Annotated in this window: 23 protein-coding genes and 1 pseudogene; 11 read left to right on the plus strand and 13 right to left on the minus strand. The window is 34.7% G+C overall.

The window, feature by feature from the left end:
• The first annotated feature begins 37 nt into the window (after nt 1–37).
• Nucleotides 38–217, plus strand: a complete 180-nt coding sequence (locus tag H2O64_RS06245) for a class I lanthipeptide (RefSeq protein ID WP_187561309.1) — start codon at nt 38–40, stop codon at nt 215–217.
• Nucleotides 218–268: 51 nt separating this feature from the next.
• On the opposite strand, the gene aspS is transcribed toward H2O64_RS06245, so the two are convergent.
• The 5 genes and pseudogenes from aspS to H2O64_RS06270 form a co-directional block, all read right to left on the minus strand.
• On the minus strand, nt 269–2,020 hold the full coding sequence (aspS, locus tag H2O64_RS06250; RefSeq protein WP_187561310.1) for an aspartate--tRNA ligase: 1,752 nt from the start codon (nt 2,018–2,020) through the stop codon (nt 269–271).
• Nucleotides 2,021–2,119: 99 nt separating this feature from the next.
• Nucleotides 2,120–2,398 (minus strand): type II toxin-antitoxin system RelE/ParE family toxin, encoded by a 279-nt coding sequence (locus H2O64_RS06255; protein WP_187561311.1) that lies wholly within the window; start codon nt 2,396–2,398, stop codon nt 2,120–2,122.
• Nucleotides 2,398–2,637: a hypothetical protein gene (locus tag H2O64_RS06260; RefSeq protein WP_187561312.1), complete on the minus strand. Its 240-nt coding sequence runs from the start codon at nt 2,635–2,637 to the stop codon at nt 2,398–2,400. Before H2O64_RS06260 ends, H2O64_RS06255 begins: the two co-directional genes overlap by 1 nt.
• A gap of 135 nt (nt 2,638–2,772) precedes the next feature.
• Entirely contained in the window at nt 2,773–3,672 is a 900-nt protein-coding gene (locus H2O64_RS06265) for a hypothetical protein (protein ID WP_187561313.1), read from the minus strand.
• Nucleotides 3,673–3,700: 28 nt separating this feature from the next.
• A pseudogene (locus tag H2O64_RS06270) lies at nt 3,701–4,381 on the minus strand (DUF6345 domain-containing protein).
• A 260-nt stretch (nt 4,382–4,641) separates the two neighbouring features.
• Between H2O64_RS06270 and H2O64_RS06275 the strand changes: the two are divergent.
• Nucleotides 4,642–4,998: a toxin-antitoxin system YwqK family antitoxin gene (locus H2O64_RS06275; RefSeq protein ID WP_187561315.1), complete on the plus strand. Its 357-nt coding sequence runs from the start codon at nt 4,642–4,644 to the stop codon at nt 4,996–4,998.
• Nucleotides 4,999–5,196: 198 nt separating this feature from the next.
• Here H2O64_RS06275 and H2O64_RS06280 read toward each other — a convergent pair whose 3' ends face one another.
• The 4 genes from H2O64_RS06280 to H2O64_RS06295 form a co-directional block, all read right to left on the minus strand.
• A complete protein-coding gene (locus H2O64_RS06280; RefSeq protein WP_187561316.1) occupies nt 5,197–8,700 on the minus strand; it encodes an efflux RND transporter permease subunit in 3,504 nt (1,167 codons plus the stop codon).
• Nucleotides 8,701–8,710: 10 nt separating this feature from the next.
• Nucleotides 8,711–9,880: an efflux RND transporter periplasmic adaptor subunit gene (locus H2O64_RS06285; RefSeq protein WP_187561317.1), complete on the minus strand. Its 1,170-nt coding sequence runs from the start codon at nt 9,878–9,880 to the stop codon at nt 8,711–8,713.
• A 187-nt stretch (nt 9,881–10,067) separates the two neighbouring features.
• Nucleotides 10,068–11,495 carry a TolC family protein gene (locus H2O64_RS06290; RefSeq protein ID WP_187561318.1) on the minus strand — a complete coding sequence of 476 codons (1,428 nt, stop codon included), beginning with the start codon at nt 11,493–11,495 and terminating at the stop codon, nt 10,068–10,070.
• A 1-nt stretch (nt 11,496) separates the two neighbouring features.
• On the minus strand, nt 11,497–12,105 hold the full coding sequence (locus H2O64_RS06295; protein ID WP_187561319.1) for a TetR/AcrR family transcriptional regulator: 609 nt from the start codon (nt 12,103–12,105) through the stop codon (nt 11,497–11,499).
• 130 nt (nt 12,106–12,235) lie between these two features.
• Between H2O64_RS06295 and H2O64_RS06300 the strand changes: the two genes are divergently transcribed.
• The 8 genes from H2O64_RS06300 to H2O64_RS24015 all read left to right on the plus strand — a co-directional run bounded on the left by H2O64_RS06300 (nt 12,236) and on the right by H2O64_RS24015 (nt 20,131).
• Nucleotides 12,236–13,210, plus strand: coding sequence for a polyprenyl synthetase family protein (locus tag H2O64_RS06300; protein WP_187561320.1), 975 nt, complete (start codon nt 12,236–12,238; stop codon nt 13,208–13,210).
• 150 nt (nt 13,211–13,360) lie between these two features.
• A complete protein-coding gene (locus H2O64_RS06305; RefSeq protein WP_187561321.1) occupies nt 13,361–14,017 on the plus strand; it encodes a metal-dependent transcriptional regulator in 657 nt (218 codons plus the stop codon).
• Between the two features lie 4 nt (nt 14,018–14,021).
• On the plus strand, nt 14,022–14,834 hold the full coding sequence (locus H2O64_RS06310; RefSeq protein WP_187561322.1) for a transporter: 813 nt from the start codon (nt 14,022–14,024) through the stop codon (nt 14,832–14,834).
• Nucleotides 14,835–15,054: 220 nt separating this feature from the next.
• Nucleotides 15,055–15,969 (plus strand): metal ABC transporter solute-binding protein, Zn/Mn family, encoded by a 915-nt coding sequence (locus tag H2O64_RS06315; protein ID WP_187561323.1) that lies wholly within the window; start codon nt 15,055–15,057, stop codon nt 15,967–15,969.
• A 162-nt stretch (nt 15,970–16,131) separates the two neighbouring features.
• Nucleotides 16,132–16,869 (plus strand): metal ABC transporter ATP-binding protein, encoded by a 738-nt coding sequence (locus H2O64_RS06320; RefSeq protein WP_187561324.1) that lies wholly within the window; start codon nt 16,132–16,134, stop codon nt 16,867–16,869.
• Nucleotides 16,870–16,879: 10 nt separating this feature from the next.
• Nucleotides 16,880–17,611 carry a hypothetical protein gene (locus H2O64_RS06325; protein ID WP_187561325.1) on the plus strand — a complete coding sequence of 244 codons (732 nt, stop codon included), beginning with the start codon at nt 16,880–16,882 and terminating at the stop codon, nt 17,609–17,611.
• A 5-nt stretch (nt 17,612–17,616) separates the two neighbouring features.
• On the plus strand, nt 17,617–18,747 hold the full coding sequence (locus H2O64_RS06330) for a metal ABC transporter permease (protein ID WP_187561539.1): 1,131 nt from the start codon (nt 17,617–17,619) through the stop codon (nt 18,745–18,747).
• A complete protein-coding gene (locus H2O64_RS24015) occupies nt 18,740–20,131 on the plus strand; it encodes a metal ABC transporter permease (RefSeq protein ID WP_235982791.1) in 1,392 nt (463 codons plus the stop codon). Before H2O64_RS06330 ends, H2O64_RS24015 begins: the two co-directional genes overlap by 8 nt.
• A gap of 309 nt (nt 20,132–20,440) precedes the next feature.
• Here the strand turns inward: H2O64_RS24015 and H2O64_RS06340 are convergent, their stop codons facing one another.
• The gene (locus H2O64_RS06340; RefSeq protein ID WP_187561326.1) at nt 20,441–20,686 is read right to left on the minus strand and encodes a hypothetical protein; all 246 of its coding nucleotides are present in this window, start codon (nt 20,684–20,686) and stop codon (nt 20,441–20,443) included.
• Between the two features lie 127 nt (nt 20,687–20,813).
• Here H2O64_RS06340 and H2O64_RS06345 point away from each other — a divergent pair, with 127 nt between their 5' ends.
• Nucleotides 20,814–21,458: an outer membrane beta-barrel protein gene (locus H2O64_RS06345; protein ID WP_187561327.1), complete on the plus strand. Its 645-nt coding sequence runs from the start codon at nt 20,814–20,816 to the stop codon at nt 21,456–21,458.
• 17 nt (nt 21,459–21,475) lie between these two features.
• Here H2O64_RS06345 and H2O64_RS06350 read toward each other — a convergent pair whose 3' ends face one another.
• The 3 genes from H2O64_RS06350 to H2O64_RS06360 are packed head-to-tail and all read right to left on the minus strand — an operon-like array spanning nt 21,476 to nt 23,995.
• Entirely contained in the window at nt 21,476–21,592 is a 117-nt protein-coding gene (locus H2O64_RS06350) for a FeoB-associated Cys-rich membrane protein (RefSeq protein ID WP_187561328.1), read from the minus strand.
• 6 nt (nt 21,593–21,598) lie between these two features.
• The gene (feoB, locus tag H2O64_RS06355; protein ID WP_187561329.1) at nt 21,599–23,755 is read right to left on the minus strand and encodes a ferrous iron transport protein B; all 2,157 of its coding nucleotides are present in this window, start codon (nt 23,753–23,755) and stop codon (nt 21,599–21,601) included.
• A gap of 12 nt (nt 23,756–23,767) precedes the next feature.
• Nucleotides 23,768–23,995, minus strand: coding sequence for a FeoA family protein (locus H2O64_RS06360; RefSeq protein WP_187561330.1), 228 nt, complete (start codon nt 23,993–23,995; stop codon nt 23,768–23,770).
• Between the last annotated feature and the right edge of the window lie 2 nt (nt 23,996–23,997).

Raw genomic sequence — 23,997 nt, forward strand, 5'->3', positions numbered from 1 at the left:
CAAATGATGATCATTAATAACCATAAATTTTTAAATCATGAAAAAAAAGTCATTAAAGAAACTTTCGTTTAGTAAAAGTAAAATTTCGAGTTTAGAAGAAGAAGCTGTATCAGGAGCTGGAACAGCTGGCTGTCATACGTGTACATGCATTACGTGCAATTGGACGTGTGGAACGACCGCGTTGTATTCCGCTTGTGGAAACCAGCAATGTCATTAATACACCGTAAAAGTAAAAGCCCGTTTTTTAAAACGGGCTTTTTAATATGTTTTAGTGTAAATCGAGTTTAATACTCAATTCTTTTAGTTGTTGCTCATCAATTGTCGCAGGCGCGTCAATCATAACATCACGACCCGAATTGTTTTTTGGGAACGCAATGAAATCACGAATGGTTTCTTGTCCGCCCAAAATAGCAACCAATCTGTCCAATCCAAAAGCCAATCCACCATGTGGCGGCGCTCCATACTGGAAAGCATCCATTAAGAACCCAAATTGCGCTTTTGCTTCTTCTTCGGTAAATCCTAAATGCTTAAACATTGTTGCTTGCATTTCTTTATCGTGAATACGAATAGATCCACCACCAATTTCATTTCCGTTTAATACTAAATCGTACGCGTTTGCTTTTACATCGCCAGGATTTGTATCTAACAATTCTAGTTGTCCAGGTTTTGGTGACGTAAATGGATGGTGCATTGCGTGGTAATGTCCAGTTTCTTCATCGAGTTCTAATAACGGGAAGTCTATGACCCATAATGGTGCAAATTCTGCTGGATTTCGCAATCCTAAACGAGTTGCCATTTCCATACGTAACGCACTTAGTTGTGCACGTACTTTATTTGTGTTTCCAGATAATACACAGATTAAATCACCTGCTTTTGCGCCAGTTACTTCTGCCCATTTTGCTAAATCATCTTGATCGTAAAATTTATCAACTGACGATTTGAACGTTCCGTCTTCATTACATTTTACATATACCATTCCCAATGCGCCCACTTGTGGACGTCTTACCCAATCAACCAATTTGTCGATTTCTTTACGTGTATATGTTGCTCCTCCAGGAACTGCAATTCCGACCACTAATTCAGCCGAATTGAATATGCCAAATTCTTTATGTTGTGCAACTTCGTTGAGTTCTCCGAATTCCATTCCAAAACGAATGTCTGGTTTGTCATTTCCGTACGTTTTCATAGCGTGATCGTACGTCATTCTTGGGAATTTCTCTAATTCAATTCCTTTGATTTCACTTAATAAGTGACGTGTTAATCCTTCAAAAACATTTAAAATATCTTCTTGCTCTACAAACGCCATTTCACAATCAATCTGTGTAAATTCAGGTTGTCTGTCGGCGCGTAAATCTTCATCTCTAAAGCATTTTACAATCTGGAAATATTTGTCCATTCCGCCAACCATCAAAAGTTGTTTAAAGGTTTGTGGCGATTGTGGCAAGGCGTAAAATTGTCCTTCATTCATACGAGAAGGCACCACAAAATCACGTGCACCTTCTGGCGTAGACTTGATTAAATAAGGAGTTTCCACCTCAATAAAATCTTGCGCAGACAAGTATTTACGAACTTCCATCGATACTTTATGACGAAACATTAAGCTGTTTTTTACAGGATTTCGACGAATGTCTAAGTAGCGATATTTCATTCTGATATCTTCGCCGCCGTCTGTGTCATCTTCAATCGTAAATGGTGGTAATAGTGAAGCATTTAAAAGTGTCAATTCCGTAACAAGAATCTCAATGTCGCCAGTTGGCATTTTTGAGTTTTTTGCTTCACGCTCAATCACACTTCCTTTTACTTGAATTACAAATTCTCTACCGAGTGCTTTTGCTTTTTCAAAAACGTCCTTTGGTGTACGTTCTTCATCAAAGATGAGTTGCGTGATTCCGTAGCGATCGCGAAGATCAACCCAAATCATAAACCCTTTATCTCTAGACTTTTGAACCCAACCTGCTAAGGTAACTTCTTGTGTAATGTGTGATGCTCTTAGTTCACCACAACTATGTGATCTGTACATGTATATGCGATTTTAAAAGCGCAAATTTAATGGTTTTTGGTGGATGAATGGTGTAGGAATGGAAATATTTTGGGAGCAACTATTTCATTTGATTGATTTTTATTTAGTTTTTGTGCAAACCACATTCATAATGTAAATAGTTCCTTTTTTCTCTGTGTAAAGAACTTTGTAATCACGAACAATTATTCTTCGATACTTAGGATAGATATCATCTTCTTGGAATTGCATTATAAAAACAATTTCTTTTGAAGAACTAATAATATCATTACGAATAATTTTTCGGGCAGAAGGAATATTTTTATATCTGTAATCTAAAATTGAAGTAAGTGCTTCTCTAGCTTGGCGTGTCCAAACTATTTTTGAAACTTTTTCAGCCATTAATCTTCTTGTTGCTCAAATTCTTCAGCAGAAATAAAATCTCCATTTTCAATTTGTTCTTCAGCAGTATCCAACGCCATTTTGTATTCTTGTCTTGTCATAGGAGTGCCATCAGGATGAAAGGCTACAGTTTGGTCTTTGTAGTAGTTTTCAAAAACACCGTTAACTATAGCTAATACTCTTTCATCGGCATTATCTAAAAATATTTGTATTCTGTTTTTTAACTCAACTGCTCCCATAATAATGAAGTATTATACCAACAAATATACGGAAATTATAACATATGTAATATATCAAGAAAGGACCAAAAAGAAATAGGATTTTATAAAATAAAAAACGCTCCACTAACTTTAGTGAAGCGTTTAGGAGTGCTATTAATTAAAAACGGTTTCTAAGGCTTGATTCGTTTGACCTTTTCGTTTTGCCATTTCTTGACTTTCCTTAGCAGCAATAACAAATAAATTGAAATCGTAGTTTTCTAATGCAGGTGTACTTACACTTCCTTGTACTTTGTATACAGGAATTAAATAACGTTGCAAATCTGATGGACTTGTCGCGTAATATCCTAAACTGACATCTGTGATTTCCCCTGAGCTTTTTCCTTGCTCTTTGATAACTGCAAATCGGAAATTATCAAATACTTGTTGTAAAGCTCTTTCTGGAGTGATGACTTCGGCTTTTCCTTCCTGTTTTGGTGTTCTGTTGAAGTGTAAAAATTCTATTAGTTGATCATTATTAATGAATGATAGTTGTGTTTTTGCGCCCGAACCAAATATTGGTAAGCCTTCTAGTTCATGTGTAAAATTGACGTTTACGCTTGTTGGAAATTTTTCAGGATTTTTGTCTTTTGGCGATTCACTCATAGCTGTAAAAGAGTTTGAAACTGAATGTACTTTCATCGTACTTTGATCAATTCTTAGTTGTTCCAAAAGCTTTCTAGCATGTTGAACCGCTTCATCTTTATTCGGTAAATTTCTAGCGTTTTCTTTGTTTTCGCTGTATGCGTTTGTACGATCTGTCCACCAAAAAGAATCACTTGCAGTGTAAATTTCTAGTGCTTCTTTTTCGTTTCTAATGATTAGTTGATCTCCTAAATCTCTCAGCTCGCCTTCAGTTTTGAAGTTGGAGCGTAAAAATTTTGTTCGTTTTGCGATATAGTCCGCATATTCTTTGTTTTTGCTTGAAGCTGTATCAAAGTGAAACGATTTATACATGGGTACACGACCAATATGTTTTGGTAATTCTGTATTGAGTTTGAATAATGAATCTTTCATTTTTTACTATTTTTTTGATGATTGAATGTTAACAGCTTCCGTTTGCATAAGCTAAAGAAGTTGGATTGTCAGGATCAATACTTATGGATCCTTTTCCATGCCAATGATCACTATAAGTGCTAATGCTTCCTTCGTTGGCGCGTAAATATGCCCACTCTGTAGCTGCTGGTTCAGTTTCTTTACATGCTTTAATCCATCATGCTTCGCGAACGGTCCAAGAGTCGTTTAATCGTCTTGCAAATTTTTCACCTCGATTTTTTTTATCATAACATATAGTTGCAAAACCGAGTATAAAATGCAATCCTTTAAAAACTCCCCAACCCCAACGGTCAAATACCCCATTAGATTCTAATGCTTGACAACCGTCAAAAACGATCCATTCTAAGTCTTTGTCACCAAGTTCCATTTCTGTATTTCTGGCTTTTCCATTGTCAAAGTCGTTTCTTCCAAAAAGTAAATAATTTCTGGATCCATGACCTGAAAAGAAAGCAATGTCAACATTATCAGCATACGAAGTATCTGTTCCTGTAGAAGGAGAACCTTTTCCTGATTTTTCAAAATCTTGATCCCACGCTAAGTTATCACCATAATCAAATTGTTTTACACCTTGTAAGGTGTTGTAAAAACCTCTTGCATTATTGTCATTATTACTAAGGTCAGAAGCATTTCCGTTGTATTGATTGACCCATTCAATTCCAATTGATCCCATAAATAGTAGTTTTAGTTTTTACCAAAACTAATAGGTATTGTGGACGATTTCAGTCATGTAAAACCTAAATATATACAGGTGTTTCCCCCTTTTTTTTCAGTAGCGTTAACATTGAAAGTGTTGTTTATTTAATTGATAATAAGTGTTTTACAGATTCAATGTTAATTTAATGTTATGTAAATGTTGCTTGAAAGTAAAAAAAACGTTAATTTTGTAATGTAATTATTAAGAAAGCCTCAAGTCATTTTAAAAATATAGATATGAAAAAGTTACTCATCATAGCAGTGTTCATCCTTTCGGGAACAGTTGCATTCGCACAAAATAACAAGCCAACATTAGAGAAAAAAGGAGACGTAATTGAAGCGACTTATTTTCATTATAATGGAACTGTAGCACAAACAGGATTTTTTACTAAGGAAGGAAAATTACAAGGAGAATGGAAATCGTATGATGCGAACGGAAAGAAAATTGCCGTTGGAAATTACGAGAACGGAAAGAAAGTTGGAAAATGGTTTTTCTGGAATACAAATCGTTTAAGCGAAGTTGATTATTCTAATAGTAAAATTGTAAATGTTAATCATTGGACAAATCCAAATCCAATTGTGAGCAACAAATAAAGAAATAACGATCATACAAAAAGCCCGAAATCTAAATTAGATTTCGGGCTTTTTTGTTTTAATGAAACTCAGTCTTTACAAACTTTAGTAAGTCCAGTCAAAACTATAACGAGTCTCTAATTGATTGTAAGGAATCAAGAATGCGCATAGATAGGAAAGTCTTGTTTCTCTACTCTTGCAGCGCAGCGCTCTTTTTTACTATACCGTTTTTATCGGTAAATCAATTTCATTGATATCTATATCTTCAACATCTATTTCTGGTCGTTTGCTTTTGAATGCCCAGAATTTGAATTTCGTGATTAGGAAGAATAGTATCGGAACGATAATTAACGTAAGGAACGTAGCAATGATTAATCCATAGATTACTGTCCATGCTAATGGTCCCCAAAAAATTACGTTGTCTCCACCAATATATATTTTTGGATCAAATTCACTGAATAGAGAAAAGAAGTCAATGTTGAATCCGATCGCTAATGGAATTAATCCTAATACCGTTGTAATTGCCGTAAGTAATACAGGACGCAAACGTGCTTTTCCGCTTCGTACAACTGCTTCAAATACATGATTAATTGGTAAGTATTTTTCTTCTGGAATTTCAAGTTCTTCCTTTTTACGATCAATGAGTAGTTGATTGTAATCGAGTAAAACTACACCATTGTTCACCACAATTCCCGCCAAGGAAATAATTCCCATCATGGTCATCATAATTACGAATGGCGCACCAGTGATTAATATTCCACCAAAAACACCGATTAAACTTAAGAAAATCGCAATCATAATGATGGTTGGTTTTGAGATAGAACTAAATTGAAAGATTAAGATTAACATAATTAATCCAAGTCCTGCAAAGAAAGCACTTCCTAAGAATGCTTGTTGCTTGTTTTGTTCTTCAATTTGTCCTGTGTAATCAATTTTGATACCATCGGGCTTAAAATTGGTCATTTCAGCTTGAATTTGTGCTACAATTGCGCCAGCATCTGTAAACCCTGGCATTAATCCGGAATATACGGTTACCACACGTTTTTTCTGTTTGTGTTTGATGGCGCTAAAACCAGAAGTGTTGTTTTGTTTTACAACCGCAGACACAGGAATTTCCTTCAACTGCCCCATTTGATTTCTGAAAATCATTTTTTGGTTGAATAACGAACTCATGTTGTATCGGTTGTCATTATTGAAACGTACATAAATGTCATAATCTTCACCATCTTCTTTGTAGACAGCAGCTTTTACACCAAATATTGAGTTTCGTAATTGTTGTCCAACTTGTCCTGCCGAAACGCCTAATTCTCCGGCTTTTTCTCTATCGACAACTACTTGCATCGCAGGTTTTCCTTTGTTGACGTCAATTTTTAATTCTTCAATACCGGGAATATTTTTAGTATTGATTAAATCGCGCATGCGTTCTGCTTCTGCAATTAATTGTGTATAATCGTTCCCTTCTAATTCAATATTAATTGGATAACCAGCTGGCGGACCAACAGCATCTTTTTCAACAGAAATAGCAACTCCAGGATAGATTCCTTTTAAAGCTTCGGTTACTTTTTGACGCAATACTTCACTGTCTTCACCTTTTCGGAATTTATATTCGCGCATCGACGCGGTGATTTTTGCTTTGTGTGGCATTTCAGCAGCCGAACCACCATCCGTTTGTGGATTTCCAGCACCTTCACCAACTTGTGATACCGCAGATTCCACTAAGAAGTTATTGTCAGCATCCATGTATTCATCGCCATTTAAGACTTCGTATACACGCGTTTCAATTTCTTTGGTAATGTTGTTTGTTTTTTCAATCGCTGTTCCTTGCGGATATTCAATATAGACAATAATTTGATTTGGTTTATTGTCTGGGAAGAATTCTATTTTGGTACGTTTACTCGCTATTGATGCGCCAAAAAGTCCAAATGCTAAGAATAATAAAACAAATGTTCCTAATGTAATTACATACGGTCTCCAACTTCCTAAGGCAAATCGTAAGAAACGTTCGTACGTTCTTTCTAAAGCAGCTAACATTTTAGTTTGAAAGAAACGCGCCATTGGTTTTAGTACATATTTATAAACCCAAAACATGATGGCTATGAATATGAATAATGACCCTAAACCGCTAGATCCGCCACCAATTAAGTATGATAAAATTCCTAATACCAATAATACCACCGTAACAATTAACAGTTGTCTCATTTTTAATTCACGCTCGCCAACTTCCATGAATTGAGAGACCATTAATGAGTTGATAAAGATTGCCACAAATAGGGAAGAACCTAATACAACAGAAAGTGTTATTGGGAAATAAATCATGAATTGTCCCATAGTTCCCGGCCACATTCCTAGCGGAACAAAGGCAGCAACGGTTGTTAAGGTAGAAATGATGATTGGAAACGCAATTTCTCCAATCCCTTTTTTCGCGGCTTGTGTACGCGACATTCCTTCTTCTTCCATTAAACGATAGACGTTTTCAACTACTACAATTCCGTTATCTACCAACATTCCAAGTCCCATAATTAAGGCAAATAGAATCATGGTATTCATGGTGTAGCCTAATAAATTTAGGATGAAAAACGACATAAACATAGACATCGGGATTGCCAATCCTACGAATAATGCATTTCTAAATCCTAAGAAAAACATCAGGACAAATACTACCAGAATGATTCCGAAAATAATGTTATTTACCAAGTCATTTACTTGATTGATGGTTTTTTCAGATTGATCATTGGTGATCGAAACTTCAAGGTCTTGGTGAGAACTTTTAAATTTAGTAATAACCTCACTAATTTTTTCAGCTGCAGCTACCATGTTTTTACCCGATCGTTTTTTTACGTCAAGCATTACCACACTTTCACCAAATTTTCGTGCATACGTGGTTTTGTCTTCTTCTTTAAATCGCACTTCGGCAATATCTCTAAGGTATACAGGGCCATCTAACGATTTTACAACGAAGTTTTCAAGTTCTTTAGGATCATCAATTTCACCAATGATTCTAATGGTACGTCGTTGTCCAGAAGAAATCATGTTTCCTGCTGAGATTGTTGAGTTTCCATTTGCAATGGCACTTCTTACATCTTCGAAGTTTACTTGTGCTGCCATCATTTTATAGACATCAACCGCAACTTCTACTTCTTTTTCTTGTGCACCACGAATATCAACTTGTTTTATTTCTTCAAAGTCTTCAATATCATCTTCTAGTATTTCGGCAAATTCTTTTAATTTATCTACTGGATAATCTCCAGAGACATTGATATTAAGAATCGGTGTTTCTTCTGAAATGTTTAGATTAAAAATGGTAGGTTCTACTTTAGCACCATTAAATGTGGGCCAATCTTCGCCACCTTTTTCGGCATCGACTTCATCTTTTACTTTAAATTTTGCCGATTCAACGCTAACTTTTTCATCAAATTCAACTACAATAATTCCGTAATCTTCTTGAGAAGTTGAGGTAACTTTGACAACGCCACTTACGTTTTTGAGTCGATCTTCTAACGGATCTACAATTAGTTTTTCAATATCTTCTGCTGTATTTCCAGGATATACTGTACTTACGTAAATTTTGGTTTCTATAATTTCTGGGAAATTTTCTCGTGGCATACTAAAGTACGCTGAGATTCCCAAGACGAGAATTAAGCCCATTACGATGTAGATAATTGTTTTATTATCAATCGCCCAAGAGGATAAAATGAACTCTTTGTTTGTTTTTTTGTTAGCCATTTGGTACAGGTTAATTTTTAGTTATGATCTTAATTTCTTGATCATCTTTTACACTTCGTGCGCCTTCTTTAATAACTGCGTCACCATCATTTAATCCACTGGTAATTTCAATAAAATCACCTTGTGTTTTTCCTGTTTTCACAATGACACGTTTTGCTTTTGCAGTTGCACCATCAATATCATTTGCGATGAACACATATTGATCACCTTCTGCATTTTCAGAAATGACACTTTGTGGAATTAAGATTGCTTTTGCGTTGGTATAATCGTTGATTTTTAACTTAGCAGTTAAGTTTGGCTTAATGTTTCCTTCTTTGTTTGAAATGCCAATTTCAATTTTATACGTTCGGTTGTTTGGATCAATAAAATCTCCTGCCTGACGAATTTTTTCCTTTGTTGTTGTTCCCAATACTGGAAAAGAAACTTCTACATCAACACCTTCAACAACACTTGTTAAATACTTTTCAGGAATCACAGCTTCAATATACATATCACGCAAGTTTACAATACGCATAATTTGTGTTTGTCCTGCACCAACTACCGAACCTTGCTCCGTGATTACATCATCAATCACACCAGAAAAAGGTGCTCTAATAGCTGTTTTTGCAATTTGAACTTGCAATTGATCAACGGCTTTTTGTTGTGCTTCGTACGAAGATTTTGTTTGTAAGAACTGAATTTCAGAACCTATTTTTTGATCCCATAATCTTTTTTGACGATCGTACGTTGTTTTTGCTAAGTCTGCCTGAATTTGTAATTGTGCCAATTGCTGACTCATTCCGCCATCATCTACTCTTGCTAAAATTTGCCCTTTTGAAACACGCTGTCCTTCTTTGACAAATACTTGCTTTAAAATTCCATTCGTTTCAGGTGTAATTACAATATTTTTCTTCGTGTCTACACTTCCTTGTAATTCTAAATAGTGATTGAATATGGTGTCTTTGGCAACAATGGTCGTTACTAAAGGATATTTTTTTGTTGGATTAATTTCCTCAATCGCATCTGAAAGTAGTTTAATTTTAGCCTCAAGCGCTGTCTTTTCAGTTTTTAAAGCATCTCTTTTCTCTTCAATTTTTTTGATGTCTTTTGCAGCAATAAGTGTATCTACATCTTTATTTCCACCACCACAAGAAGCTAAAAGAAGCATGATAGGAAGGATTAGTATATTTATTTTTTTCATTAGGATTGATGTTTTATAGTTGTTCTTTAAGATTGTTAGTTGATCAGTTTATGTGTTTATTAGTTTAGAAGTTTATGCGCAAGTCTTTAGACTTCTGCCAAACGTTTAATTTTTCAAATGAAAATACTTTCATATTATAGTTATAACTTGTTTGCATTATAAACCCTTAAACTGATCAACTAATAAACTAATTAGTTTGATTTAAAATAGTTTCTAGTTCAGCTTTCTTATTAATCACATCGAGCATTGCTTGTAAATATTCTTGTTGTGCTGAATATAATTGTGTTTGTGCTTGGCGCAATTCAAAACTTGATGCAATACCTTCAAAAAATTTCACTTGATTTTTCTTCTCGATACGTTCTGAAAGTCTCAAATTTTTCTTTGCAGTTTCGTACTCTTCAATAGCTAATTGATAATCACTTTTTGCAGCAGCAATTTGAAATTTCAACTGTTGTTCAGTTTCCAATAAATCATCTTTTGCTTTTTCCAAATTGATTTGCGCACGTTGTGTTGCTGCACTTCTTTGAAATGAACTAAAAAGCGGAATACTTAAACTGACTCCAAAAGCAGCAGAGCCAAACCATTGTTGTTCCCTTTGAAAGAATTCAAACGAATTTCCATTTCCGTTATATCCGCCAGTCAAAAACCCTGAAAGTGTTGGTAATGCTTTGCTTTTTTCTAACTTCAATAATAATTCTTTAGAGCGTGTATCATTCGTTGCAATTCTATAATCAACGGTTCCTGTAACATCATCTTCTACTAATAGTATAGAAGGCGCAATATTTAAAGTTGCCAATGCTTGAAGCGTATCTGTAAGTTTCGTATCATTATTCAAATCAATACCTAATGTAATGTTAAGCATCTTATAAGAAAGTTCACGTAAACGTTTTATATTTCGCAAATTGCTTTCAACACTTCCCAACGTAATTTCGAGTTGCTCTACATCTTCTTCTTCTGTTAATCCGTTTTCGTAGATTTTTCTAGTTTCATTCAAATTTTTCTCAAGCGTAATCTTATTGCGTTCCAAAATAGCAACACTTTCTTCTGAAAGTAATACATTTCCATACGCGTTGATGACTGCTTTTCGAATTTCTAAATCTGTTTTCTCTTTGGCATTTTCAGAAATCTCTAAAAATACTTTTGCCGATTGCAATCCTACTAAATACGAACCATCAAAAATTAATTGCGTTAAAGTAATATTTGCATTTACAGATTGTTTTGTTCCAAAAACTACAGGAATAAATTCGTTTGCGCCAGGAGCAGTAGGAATAGCATCAACTACAGGCAAACTACTTAGGTCGTAAAAATCGTTTAATTGTCTAATTTGATTATACGGATCAAAAGCGCTTGCAGGTAATAAAGAAACCTGTTGTTTTATATTGTTTTGATAATCAATATTGGCATTAATTTGTGGAAGTCCTGTGGCAGTTGTTTCCCATTTTTGCTTTTTTGCAGATTCAATATCGCGTTCTGCATTTTTAGCGGTTCGGTTGTTTTCAAGTGCAAAAGCAATGGCTTCGTCCAAAGAGAAACTTTTGGGCACTTCTTGATTTTCTTGCGAAAATCCTAAGCTCAGAAAACATAAACTAAAGATAAATATTAGTCTGTTTCGCATATTATAGTGATTGATTAGTTGTTATAAATTTATTTAATGTTTCAAGTCCTTTCGGCGTACAAATTGCACGGATGTGGTATTCTAAAAAATATTCCATCAATGTACTCATAGGGAAAGTCTTCAATGGGAATAACTCATTGTCTTTAATTCCAATAACTCCATTAAAATAGATTCTTGAAATAAATTCAATATTTATGGTATCTCGGTAAACTCCTGTATTCACTCCGCGTTGTAGATTCTCTTTTACACAATCTTGCATGACATCGTATTGCTTCTTTTTCAACGTCGCATAAATTTTCGGATAATACTTTTGTAATTGATATTGTGGGGATGATTTTTCGTCTTTCAAATGCTCCATCACAAATTGCTTAATCTCAAACAATTCTTCAATAGAATTTTTTTCTGTGGCGCAAATAAGGTCGATACCTTCACTAATTGCGCAAAACAAAGAAGAAGTTACTTCATGTACTAAATCTGTTTTATTGCTAAAATGTGTGTAAATCGTTTTTTTCGAAATCCCCATTTCATTAGCAATATCGTCCATAGTAACACTCTTAAACCCTAAGTTTAAGAACAAATCTGTTGCTGTGATTTTAATTTTATCTTTCATAAGTAGGTTGCAAATGTAATGCGGAAACTTTAAAAACAAAAAAAGTTTCCAAAGTTTTTACAATTATTTAACAAATGATTTTTATTAGCATGCATTGGAAATATGGTATTTTAGCTAAAATTTTACCAGAATGACACACATTACTCAATACAGAGAGACTTTTATAAATTATTTAGAAGAAAAAATTGTGCTTACCGAACCTAAGAATTTATACGAGCCTATTGTGTACATTCTTCAATTAGGTGGAAAGCGATTGCGACCAGTATTGACATTAATGACTGCTGAAATTTTCGGAATTTCACACAAAAAAGCCTTAGACGCTGCCTTAGCTGTGGAGGTTTTTCACAACTTTTCGTTAGTGCATGATGATATTATGGACGACGCGCCATTGCGAAGAGGAAAAGTAACAGTGCATGAAAAATGGGACATCAATACAGGAATTCTATCTGGTGATACGATGCTGATTTTGGCATACCAACTGTTTGAAAACTATGAAGTCACAACGTTTAGAGCATTGGCAGAATTATTCAGTAAAACTGCTATTGAAGTATGCGAAGGACAACAATATGATATTGATTTTGAAACTAGAAACGATGTTACGATTCCGGAATACTTAAAAATGATTGAATACAAAACTGCGGTTTTAGTGGGTGCAGCTATGAAAATGGGTGCATTGGTTGCGAAAGCAGGCGAAAAAGACGCAGAAGGTATTTATGATTTTGGTCGTTACTTAGGGTTGGCGTTTCAACTACAAGATGATTATTTAGATGCATATGGGGATCCTGAAACGTTTGGAAAGCAAGTTGGTGGCGATATCATCGAAAACAAAAAAACATATCTCTATTTAAAAGCACTTAAAAATAGTTCGGAAGTAAACAGAGAAAAATTAGTACAATTATTCTCATCACAACCAGAAGATCCTACCGAAAAAGTGCTAACAGTAAAAGAAATTTTCAACGAAAGCAACGCGCCAGAAGCAATTAAAGAAGCAATTGAAGCCTATACTTCTAAAGCATTTCAATTATTGGAAACACTCAATATTGGCGACAAAGGAAAGCAGTCGCTAAAAGCATTTGGCGAACAGTTAATGAATAGAACTGTATAAATTACAAAAGCCTTAGTAAAGAATAATCAATTTAACATCAATATATTAGGTGTAAATATTCGTTTTTAATATTTAATTTTTAGATAAGTCTAAAAATATATTTACTTATGTCATTTTTATAATATATTTGTAGTCTAAAAATAAAATGAGATGACACTCTCTGAAGAAAATTATCTAAAAGCAATCTATCATATTTGCAATCACAAAGAAGGTGGCGTAAGTACAAATTCCATTGCAGAAAAAATGGACACCAAAGCTTCTTCTGTGACGGATATGATTAAAAAACTTTCAGAAAAGGGTTTGGTCGATTACAAACGATACAAAGGAACGGCGCTTACCCAAGAAGGAAAGTTAGTCGCTTCAAACATTGTTCGGAAACACCGTTTATGGGAAGTTTTTTTATTAGAAAAACTCAACTTCACCTGGGATGAAGTGCATGATGTTGCTGAACAACTAGAACATATAAAATCTGAAAAACTAACCGATCAATTAGATGCTTTTTTAGGTTTTCCAACACGTGATCCGCACGGCGATCCAATTCCTGATAAAGACGGAAACATCAAAACAGTAACAGATACGCTACTTTCTACACTTCAAAAAGATGACAGAGGAATTATTGTTGGTGTGAAAGACTCATCTTCTTCGTTTCTAAAATACTTAGATAAGCAAGAAATTGCATTAGGAAAAAAAATAAAAGTACTTGATACGGAGCCATTTGATAATTCCATGAAAATAAAAATCAAGAAACAAGAAATTGTAATATCTAATCAGATTGCAAGTAATATTTATATCAAAAAAAGTAATTAAAGCGATGTTTAAAAACAAAACATATATAGTATTAGGAATGTTATCCTTACTAACTTTTTCAACTGTGCAAGCACAAGAAAATAATGAAGAAAACACAAAGGATTATGGTGTTATTGTAACCGATAGACCAGATCAAACCGAATCGCCAACGTTGATTCCAAAAGGATTATTGCAAGTAGAAACTGGCTTTATGTATGAAGCAACAACAAGTGATAACATTGAAAGTAACACCACAACATTCAATACAACGTTACTACGATACGGATTGCTAGACAATTTAGAATTACGATTAGGATTAAATATTGCTGAAACAAAAAACAGTGAACGTGCTAGTAATTTTGAAGACAAATTCGGCGGATTAACGCCTTTATATGTAGGTTTCAAAATAGGCATCACAGAAGAAAAAGGTGCGTTGCCAAAAATTGGATTTTTAGGAGGTGCTTTTTTGCCATTCACAGCAGCAACAGAATACAAACCCGAAAGTACAGGTGGCGATTTTAGATTTTCGTTTGAACATACGTTGAGTGAAAACTGGAGTTTTGCATACAATCTTGGTGCGGCTTGGGACGGAAGTTCATCCAGTGTTTCGTATGTGTACACCACAGTTTTTGGATACAGCATTTCAGATAAAATAGGTTGCTTTTTAGAAGTATACGGAGATTTTCCAGAAAGTGATCGCGCGAATCATTTACTAGATGGCGGTTTTACTTATTTACTTTCAGATACAATTCAATTAGATTTATCTGGCGGAACAGGATTGAATACAGATCAGGATTTCTTTATCAGTACGGGAATTAGTTTTCGATTGCCTAATTAGATTATTAGATCGTTAGATTTTTGGACTTGATTAGATTTTAATAACGAATGTCACATCGAGCGCAGTCGAGATGCAAACGAATAACAAATCAACACTTCGACAGCTTCGCTAGGTATTTTCAATCAAAATATATTTTGATTTTAATAATGCTCAGTGTAAAACAAACAAATCAACAAACAAACAAAAACATTGAGCGAAAGCGAAATGAAAAGATTAAACAATGAAAAAATACATACTCATACTAATAACAACAATCACCATCATCAGTTGTAAGACTGAAGTCAAAAAACGTGATGGAAAACTCAAAATTGTAACCACAACCACTATGATTACCGATATGGTAAAAAATATTGGCGGCGATAACGTTGAAGTAAAAGGTTTGATGGGAAGTGGCGTTGACCCACATTTATACAAAGCAAGTGAAGGCGATGTAAGCAAACTTTTCAATGCAGATGTTATTATTTATAGCGGATTGCACTTAGAAGGAAAACTAGAAGACATTTTCGAAAAAATGCGCAAGCAGCAAAAGAAAACCATTGCGGTTTCGGACGCGATCGATAAAAGTGGTTTGATCAGTTCGGAATACTTTGCGTCTAGTTACGATCCGCATATCTGGTTTCACATTGGTTATTGGAAACAAGCAACACAATTTGTCATTGACGAACTCAAAAACCTCGATCCGGAAAATGCTGAAAGCTTTGAAAAAAACGGAAAAGCATATATCGAAAAACTAGCTGTTTTAGCAACAGACATAAATGCTATCATCGAAACATTACCAACAGAAAAAAGAGTTTTAGTGACCGCGCATGATGCGTTCAACTACTTCGGAAAATTGCATAACTTTGAAGTAGTCGGTTTACAAGGACTATCAACAGCAACCGAAGCTGGCGTGCAAGATGTTCAAAAACTTGCTAGTTTTATTATTGAAAAAGACATCAAAGCGATTTTTGTAGAAAGTTCAGTACCAAAACGTACCATTGAAGCCTTACAAGCAGCTGTAAAATCAAAAGGACATGAAGTTGTTATCGGTGGAACCTTATATTCGGATGCACTTGGTAATGCAGGAACTTTAGAAGGAACGTATATTGGAATGTATCAATACAATGTAAAAACGATTGTGAATGCACTAAAATAGACTTGTTAGAAGCGTTAGATTGTTGAACTTTATTAGATTTTTAAACTGAGAAACGTTTTTTTAAATAACGAAATGTCACATCGAGCGCAGTCGAGATGTAAACGAACAAGCGAACAAACAAAAAGCCAGCGGCAAACAGCCAAAAGCTAAAACCTGAAAGAAATGGAACAAAAATACGCCGTTACGGTAGATGATCTTACGGTTGCATACAACTACAAACCTGTACTTTGGGATATTGATTTAATGATTCCTGAAAGTGTACTCATGTGTATTGTTGGACCCAATGGCGCAGGAAAATCTACGCTGATCAAAGCCATCTTAGGGATTATAAAACCAATTGCAGGAACTGTTTCTATCTTCGGGAAACCGTATGAAAAACAACGTTCGTTAGTTGCGTATGTTCCACAAAAAGGAAGTGTCGATTGGGATTTTCCAACAACAGCTTTAGATGTTGTGATGATGGGAACGTACGGAAGTCTCGGTTGGATCAAACGTCCTGGGCAAAAAGAAAAGAAAGCATCGTTAGAAGCATTAGAAAAAGTTGGAATGTTGCCTTTTAAAAACCGACAAATCAGTCAACTTTCGGGTGGACAACAACAGCGAATCTTCTTGGCAAGAGCCTTGGTGCAAAATGCTGCTATTTACTTCATGGATGAACCGTTTCAAGGAGTTGATGCAACCACGGAAAAAGCCATTATCAACATTCTAAAAGAATTGCGAAAAGCAGGAAAAACAGTCATTGTAGTACATCACGATTTACAAACGGTTCCTGAATATTTTGATTGGGTTACTTTTTTAAACGTAAAAAAAATCGCGACAGGTCCCGTAAAAGATATCTTCAACGATGATAATTTAACCAAAACTTACGGAATTAATTACAAAGTAAGTGTTCAAGAATAAATTTCAGCGTATGAAAGCAAAAACAATCTTTTTACTACTATGTATCAGCTTCTATTCACTTTCAAGCTATGGACAATCGAGTATAAAAGCGGAAGAAGAAAACGTAATTTCAATCTTAAAAAAATTACGATCAAATGATCCAGAAATGGATTTGGAAGAAGTTGTAATTCAATTTGAAACAACACTAAAAACACTACTTTCCAAAAAAGAAAGTTGGGACTATCCGTTTACAGCACTTTCTGAACAAATCCGAATGACGATTTCGGAAGATAAAAAAATACGCACCTTTGGTTGGGACAGTCGCATGGGCGGAAGTTGGCATACACTCAAAACATTAGTTCAGTACAAAACCACAACCGACGTTCAGGTATTTTCTTTTCAGAAAGAAAATGAAGAAATGGATTATGACGAAGAAGATGCCTTTAGAGATGTTGTCATTATTGAAATTTATCAAATCGGAAACGGTTATTTACTAGAAGGTTGGGGAACGCATGGAAGCGGGCATGAGCACAAAATCTTAGCATATTACGAAGCTGAAGACGGAAAATTACAACGCAAGTCAGCATTTGAAAAAGGCGCTAATTTCTATGTCATTCAAATTCCGCGCAGAAATGATTTTGAATTGGAAGTCAATATTGCAACACAAGAAATCTCACACAATGACTTTATTTATGATGAAGAAATGGGATTTTACAAACCTACGGGAAAACGAAAAACGGTTCAGCTACAATTTAAAAACTAGAAACTATAGACATTCAAGAATACATATCGCTTGTTTTTTCAGACTATACGTCGCGAACTGTTACGCTAGGAACGGCAATTTTAGGTGCGCTTTGCGGAATGTTGGGAAGTTTTGCAGTATTGCGGAAACAAAGTTTGCTCGGTGATGCAATTTCGCATGCAGCTTTGCCAGGAATTGCAATTGCATTTTTAATTATAGGTGTAAAAGACAGCAATCTATTTCTGTTAGGCGCTTTAATTAGCGGATTAATTGGAACCTTTTGGATTCGTGGCATCACAAAAAACACACACTTAAAATCAGATACAGCGTTGGGATTAACCCTTTCGCTATTTTTTGGTTTCGGAATGTTGCTCTTAACGTTTATCCAAAAACAACCCAATGCCAGTCAAGCTGGATTGGACACGTATTTATTTGGGCAAGCCGCAACGTTGCTCATCGAAGATGTTTGGCTTATTGCAATTGTAGCTGGAATTTCACTACTTATTTTACTCGTGTTTTGGAAAGAATTTAAAATCTTACTTTTTGATGAAGATTATACCAAAACGCTAGGTTTTAACACAAACTTCATAGACATTCTCATCACTACATTTATCGTCATTACCATTGTACTTGGATTGCAAACTGTTGGTGTTATTTTAATGAGTGCCATGTTATTAGCACCCGCAGCAGCAGCACGACAATGGACAAATAGTTTAGGTGTTATGGTGGTTTTGGCAGCTATTTTTGGAGCGTTTTCTGGTGTTGTTGGAACCGGAATTAGTACCGTAGTTGGAAACCTTTCTACAGGTCCAGTAATTGTATTGGTAGCGGCAAGTATTGTTTTTATCTCGTTTATTTTTTCGCCAAAAAGAGGATTGTTATTTCGTGAAATTCGCTTTCGAAAGAACAGAAACAATATCAAAATGCAAAAAACATTGGCGTTTATGTACGGAATCGCGAAAACACATGAAAATATTTCACATCCGCATACCATCAAAATATTAAACGACTTTCAAGGATTTTCAAAACGATCCTTACAAGAATTAGTCGATTTCAATTATGTGAAAATTAACGGACAACAATGGTCAATGACGCAAGAAGGTTATGAAAAAGCGGCAAATTTATACGATCAACAAATAAAAGACACGCATGAATAGCGCACAAATTATCATACAAATCATTGTGGCGCTCGTAGCAGTTGCCTGCGCCATTCCAGGAACATTCTTGGTGTTGCGAAAAATGTCGTTGATCAGTGACGCCATCAGTCATTCTATCCTTTTAGGAATTGTCATTGGATTTTTTATTGTGGAAGATACATCTTCGCCGTTGTTGATTGTGTTAGCAGCTTTGGCTGGTGTTGTCACCGTAATTTTGGTCGAATTTATTCAAAAAACAGGTTTGGTAAAAGCAGATACTGCAATCGGATTGGTCTTTCCTGCATTGTTTAGTATTGGTGTTATTTTAATTTCAAAAAACGCAAATGATGTTCATTTAGATATAGATTCGGTGATGGTTGGTGATTTAAGTTTGGCTCCTTTTGATCCGCTACTGATCAATTGCACGGAAGGCATTGCCGATTCGTGCATCAATCTTGGACCGAAAGCTATTTGGGTTATTGGAATCATTCTGATCATTACGTTGGTTTTATTATTCATGTTTTTTAAAGAACTCAAAGTAAGTACTTTTGATCCTGGATTAGCGGCTGCACTTGGTTTTTCGCCAATCATTATGCATTACGGACTTATGACGGTTTCTTCAGTAACCATTGTTGGGGCGTTTGATGCAGTTGGTCCAATATTAGTCGTCGCATTGATGATTGCGCCTGCGGCAACTGCCTATTTATTTACAAAAGACTTAAAGAAAATGCTGTTGCTTTCCTGCTTTTTTGGGGTGTTTGCAGCAATTTCTGGCTATTGGCTAGCACATCTATTAGATGCTTCTATTTCAGGATCTATGACTACGGTTTTGGCAATTTTGTTTTTACTCGTATATGAACCAATCATTACGTCTATTCTGGTAAGTTTAGCCATTGGAACAGGTACTATTTTTTATCAATATTATGAATACTTAGTAGCGAATGAAATTGGTTTTGAGCAATTACTTTTAGGTGAAAAAATCAAAACAGTATTTACACAATTTGTCACATTAGATTATATATACATTCTAGTTATAGCAGCTATTTTATCAGCATTGTTGATGTATATTTTACCGAAAAGAGGTGTTATTTTTGGCTATTATAAAGTGCGACAACAGAAAACCGAAATCATGTTATTGGTGTTTTTATTGCACATTAGAAACCATAGCGAAGAAAGTGAACGTCATGTAAAACATTTAAACGAACATATCAATTGGCAACGCATTCGATCTAAATCAATAGTAGAATTGGCACTTAAAAATAATATGATTACAGTAGAAGATAAGATCATTTCGTTGACGACAAAAGGAGAAGAATTTACCGAAAAAGCCATTGATTATATCATTACAAATAAAGATACAGAAATAGAAGAAATGAAAGATGATTTCTTTTTGTTCAGAGGATAAGATGTCTAAAAACCTAAACGATATTTATGTCGATATCATGTCATAAAAATGATAACTAACAAACGTTAGAAAACTGAATTACAGTATTTTAGATAAAAAAAACAGAATTACCGTTTATCTATGAAATCAATACGTTTACCGATTAACCATGCGTGTTAATCTAAATAAAATTCGATTCCTTGATAATCAATGTACTTTCGTATTGAGTAATTTTAGAAATCATTAGTTGTTTATTATTAAAGGCATAATTAACAAACTACTGTTATAAGAAAAAAGAGAACGAGGCTTAGCGTTCTCTTTTTTTTGCTTTTATTTTCCCTTCTCTATCAAGAATTTTATAAAAAAGGATGCTAGAATGAAAATTGCAACTTGCAATACTAAGAATAGTAATCCAACTCCAAACACTATTTTTTGGATCATCACAAACGCTAATAATCCTAAGAAATAAAGCATTCCGCCTTTTATATCAGACATAAATCGGGCAGGATTATCTTTATAATCCAAATAATATCCGAGACCGATTAAAAGTATAGGTGCAAAAAAAAGTATGGACATAGTATAAATATAAGACTCTACTGATGACAATATATGCAAAATCAATAAAAATATGTTAAACACACTACCTAAGAGCTATTGCTATATTAAATTTGATCTTATATAATTTAACATTAAAATAAAATCTATGAAAAAAATTACACTCTTTTTATGCATTCTTACCGTTGCGTTTGTGAATGCTCAAGATGACACAACTTCTGACAAATTAACTTTTGCAAAAGGATCACAATTTATAAATGCTAATTTGTCGCTAAATATTTCAAATTCGGATTTGGAAGCGCAAACCCAAACACAAGAATCTAAAAACTTCGGGTTTACGATCAATTCATCATACGCGTATGCTATTAGCGATAATTTATTCTTAGGATTAGGGTTAGGATATGCTAACAGTACTAGAGAAAACGAATTGAATGGAGCTCTTGATAATGAAGCAAAAACAAATTCATTTGAAATATTTCCGTATGTACGTTATTATAAAGGAATTGGAAAAAAACTAGCGTTTTTTGTACAGGGAGAAACACGTTATACAAACTCCAATACAGAAGTTAACAATGCTGATATCGCAAACACAGATACCTTCTTTTTTGGAATACGCCCAGGACTTACATTACTATTAAATAAAAACTTAGCTTTGGAAACGTCTATAGGTGCTTTGGGGTACACAACGAGTACTTCGGAAAATGAATCAAATGCTTCAGAAACAAGCTTCAACAATTTTAACCTTTCTTTAAATTCGTCTAACTTATTTTTTGGATTGAGTTATTATTTCTAAGAAGATAAAAAAACAGATTAACAACCGCAATCGTCTTTTCCACAAGCTTTTGCGGTTTTCTTTTTCCAGAAGAATTTTTTGATGATAAAACCAACTGCAATGATAAACGTAATGCCAACTAAAATTTCTTGCATTTCTATTTATTTTAAAAATTGATACGCTATGAGTCCTGCAATATACGCAATAGCTGTCATTCCAAATAATTGAATCATTGGCCATTTCCAGCCATTTGTCTCTCGTTTTACAATAGCGAGCGTACTCATACACTGCATTGCAAACGCATAAAAGAGTAATAACGAAATTCCTGAAGCAAAGGTAAATACTTTTTTCCCTGAAGCAGCGTGTACTTCCGATTGCATTTTGGCTTTAATGGTATTTGCTTCTTCGTCATCACCTTCGCTTCCTACGCTGTAAATTGTTGCCAACGTTCCAATAAACACTTCACGTGCTGCAAACGAACTGACTAAGGCAATTCCTATTTTCCAGTCGTATCCTAACGGTTTTATTGCTGGTTCAATGGCTTTCCCGATGGTTCCTAAAGCAGAATTCTCTAAGCGCAATGCAGCAATTTCATCTTCAATAACAGCTTCTCTAAACGCAGGTGTTTTTTCAGCTATCGCCGAATTAATATCTAGTGCAGTGATCGTTTTTTTAGCTTCAACTGCTTCTTCAACCAAGCTTTTTTCGTAACGTGCTATTTTATTTGACAATGAAATTTCTTGAATCTCATTGAAACCATTTTTAGAAACAGATTCCGTAATAATTTGATCCGCATTCTTAAAAGTATCATTCACACCAACCGAAGCCAACACCCATAAAATAATAGAGATCGCTAAGATGATTTTTCCAGCTTCAAACACAAATGCCTTTGTCTTTTCTAACACTGTAAACGCTACATTTTTAAACAATGGAACTTTGTATTTTGGCATTTCTACTACAAAATACGATTTGCTTTCAATCTTTAATGTTTTGTGTAAAATATAAGCGGAAAGCAACGCAATAGCGAATCCAACAAGGTATAAAAGCATCAAGGTAATTCCTTGCCAATTAAAAAACCAAAACACACGTTCGCTCGGAATGATCAATGCAATAAGAATGGCATACACAGGCAATCTCGCAGAACACGTAATAAAAGGTGTCACTAAAATAGTGATGAGTCGTTCTTTCCAACTTTCAATATTTCGGGTTGCCATAATTGCAGGAATTGCACACGCAGCTCCCGAAATTAAAGGAACGACACTTTTTCCGCTCAAGCCAAAACGACGCATTATTTTATCCATCAAAAAGACAACTCTACTCATATAGCCACTTTCTTCCAAAATGGCGATGAAGAGAAATAGAAAGGCAATTTGTGGAATAAAAATGACGATTCCGCCCAAACCAGCAATAATTCCTTCGGCGAGTAAGTTGGTAAACATGCCTTCGGGAAGTGTTTCTTTTGTCCAATCTGCCAATGAGCCAAAAGCACCGTCAATGAAATCCATCGGAACAGAACTCCATTCAAAAATGACTTGAAATATTAATAAAAGCAAGACACCAAAAATAACATAACCGAATATTTTGTGTGTAAAAACTCGATCAAGTTTTGCCTGTAAGTCAGATGCTTTTTCGCGATCTATTTTATAGGACTTTTTTAGTGCTTCATTGATAAACTGATAGCGAATAATCGTTTCGCGATGTTGTATTTTTTTGAGTTCTAATTTTGATAATGAATTTACTAACTCAGGATTTGTAATGGTGTTTTGTGTAATTTTTTCAGCAGCAATGGAACGTTTTGTCGAAAGCGAAGCATAGTTAATAATCGCTTCTTTTACATCGTTGATTCCTGTTTGTAATTTAGAACTGATGACCACAATTTTTGTGTTCAGATCAGCTTCTAATTGCGGAATATCTATTGAAATTCCTTTCGACTGCATTCTGTCTGCCATATTAATGACTAACAATGTCGGAATCTCTAAATCTTTTATTTGTGTAAAAATGAGCAAGTTGCGCTTTAACTGTTCTACGTCGGTGACAACAATTGCTAAATCGGGATAAAATTTATTGGAGGAATCGTTTAAAATTTCGATGGCAATCTTTTCATCTGCCGAAGAGGCATTCAAACTATAGGTTCCGGGTAAATCTAAAATGCTAGCTTTTTGCGTTTTGGAAAGCTTACAGATTCCTGTTTTCTTATCAACCGTAATTCCTGGGTAGTTTCCAACTTTTTGGTTCAATCCAGTTAAATGATTAAATAAGGATGTTTTACCAGTGTTCGGATTTCCTATTAATGCTACTTTTATCATTGAATCACTCATTAGCCAATAGGATTATACGATTTTGTCTATTAAAATTTGGCTTGCAGTATCTTTTCTTACGGCAATATTACTTCCATTAATCGTTAAAAATAAAGGTCCGTTGAAAAGTGTTGTTTGTATTAACATGACTTCATTTCCGGGTAAGCAGCCCATTTCTATGAGTTTTAGCGGAATTGTATCCAAGGGAAAATCAAGAATAATTGCTTTTTCTCCTTTCTGTAAATCTGCGATAGTGAGCATTC

Origin of the sequence: Kordia aestuariivivens (assembly GCF_014397005.1) — a bacterium.
GTDB lineage: Bacteria > Bacteroidota > Bacteroidia > Flavobacteriales > Flavobacteriaceae > Kordia > Kordia aestuariivivens.

Coding starts and splice junctions, on each gene's coding strand:
- H2O64_RS24015 (WP_235982791.1), top strand. CDS start 18,740: ATGAATAGCGCACAAATTATCATACAAATCATTGTGGCGCTCGTAGCA.
- H2O64_RS06290 (WP_187561318.1), bottom strand. CDS start 11,495: ATGCGAAACAGACTAATATTTATCTTTAGTTTATGTTTTCTGAGCTTA.
- H2O64_RS06255 (WP_187561311.1), bottom strand. CDS start 2,398: ATGGCTGAAAAAGTTTCAAAAATAGTTTGGACACGCCAAGCTAGAGAA.
- H2O64_RS06305 (WP_187561321.1), top strand. CDS start 13,361: ATGACACTCTCTGAAGAAAATTATCTAAAAGCAATCTATCATATTTGC.
- H2O64_RS06275 (WP_187561315.1), top strand. CDS start 4,642: ATGAAAAAGTTACTCATCATAGCAGTGTTCATCCTTTCGGGAACAGTT.
- H2O64_RS06320 (WP_187561324.1), top strand. CDS start 16,132: ATGGAACAAAAATACGCCGTTACGGTAGATGATCTTACGGTTGCATAC.
- H2O64_RS06315 (WP_187561323.1), top strand. CDS start 15,055: ATGAAAAAATACATACTCATACTAATAACAACAATCACCATCATCAGT.
- H2O64_RS06345 (WP_187561327.1), top strand. CDS start 20,814: ATGAAAAAAATTACACTCTTTTTATGCATTCTTACCGTTGCGTTTGTG.
- H2O64_RS06360 (WP_187561330.1), bottom strand. CDS start 23,995: ATGCTCACTATCGCAGATTTACAGAAAGGAGAAAAAGCAATTATTCTT.
- feoB (WP_187561329.1), bottom strand. CDS start 23,755: ATGAGTGATTCAATGATAAAAGTAGCATTAATAGGAAATCCGAACACT.
- H2O64_RS06300 (WP_187561320.1), top strand. CDS start 12,236: ATGACACACATTACTCAATACAGAGAGACTTTTATAAATTATTTAGAA.
- H2O64_RS06295 (WP_187561319.1), bottom strand. CDS start 12,105: ATGAAAGATAAAATTAAAATCACAGCAACAGATTTGTTCTTAAACTTA.
- H2O64_RS06245 (WP_187561309.1), top strand. CDS start 38: ATGAAAAAAAAGTCATTAAAGAAACTTTCGTTTAGTAAAAGTAAAATT.
- H2O64_RS06280 (WP_187561316.1), bottom strand. CDS start 8,700: ATGGCTAACAAAAAAACAAACAAAGAGTTCATTTTATCCTCTTGGGCG.
- H2O64_RS06325 (WP_187561325.1), top strand. CDS start 16,880: ATGAAAGCAAAAACAATCTTTTTACTACTATGTATCAGCTTCTATTCA.
- H2O64_RS06265 (WP_187561313.1), bottom strand. CDS start 3,672: ATGAAAGATTCATTATTCAAACTCAATACAGAATTACCAAAACATATT.
- H2O64_RS06350 (WP_187561328.1), bottom strand. CDS start 21,592: ATGCAAGAAATTTTAGTTGGCATTACGTTTATCATTGCAGTTGGTTTT.
- H2O64_RS06260 (WP_187561312.1), bottom strand. CDS start 2,637: ATGGGAGCAGTTGAGTTAAAAAACAGAATACAAATATTTTTAGATAAT.
- aspS (WP_187561310.1), bottom strand. CDS start 2,020: ATGTACAGATCACATAGTTGTGGTGAACTAAGAGCATCACACATTACA.
- H2O64_RS06285 (WP_187561317.1), bottom strand. CDS start 9,880: ATGAAAAAAATAAATATACTAATCCTTCCTATCATGCTTCTTTTAGCT.
- H2O64_RS06310 (WP_187561322.1), top strand. CDS start 14,022: ATGTTTAAAAACAAAACATATATAGTATTAGGAATGTTATCCTTACTA.
- H2O64_RS06340 (WP_187561326.1), bottom strand. CDS start 20,686: ATGTCCATACTTTTTTTTGCACCTATACTTTTAATCGGTCTCGGATAT.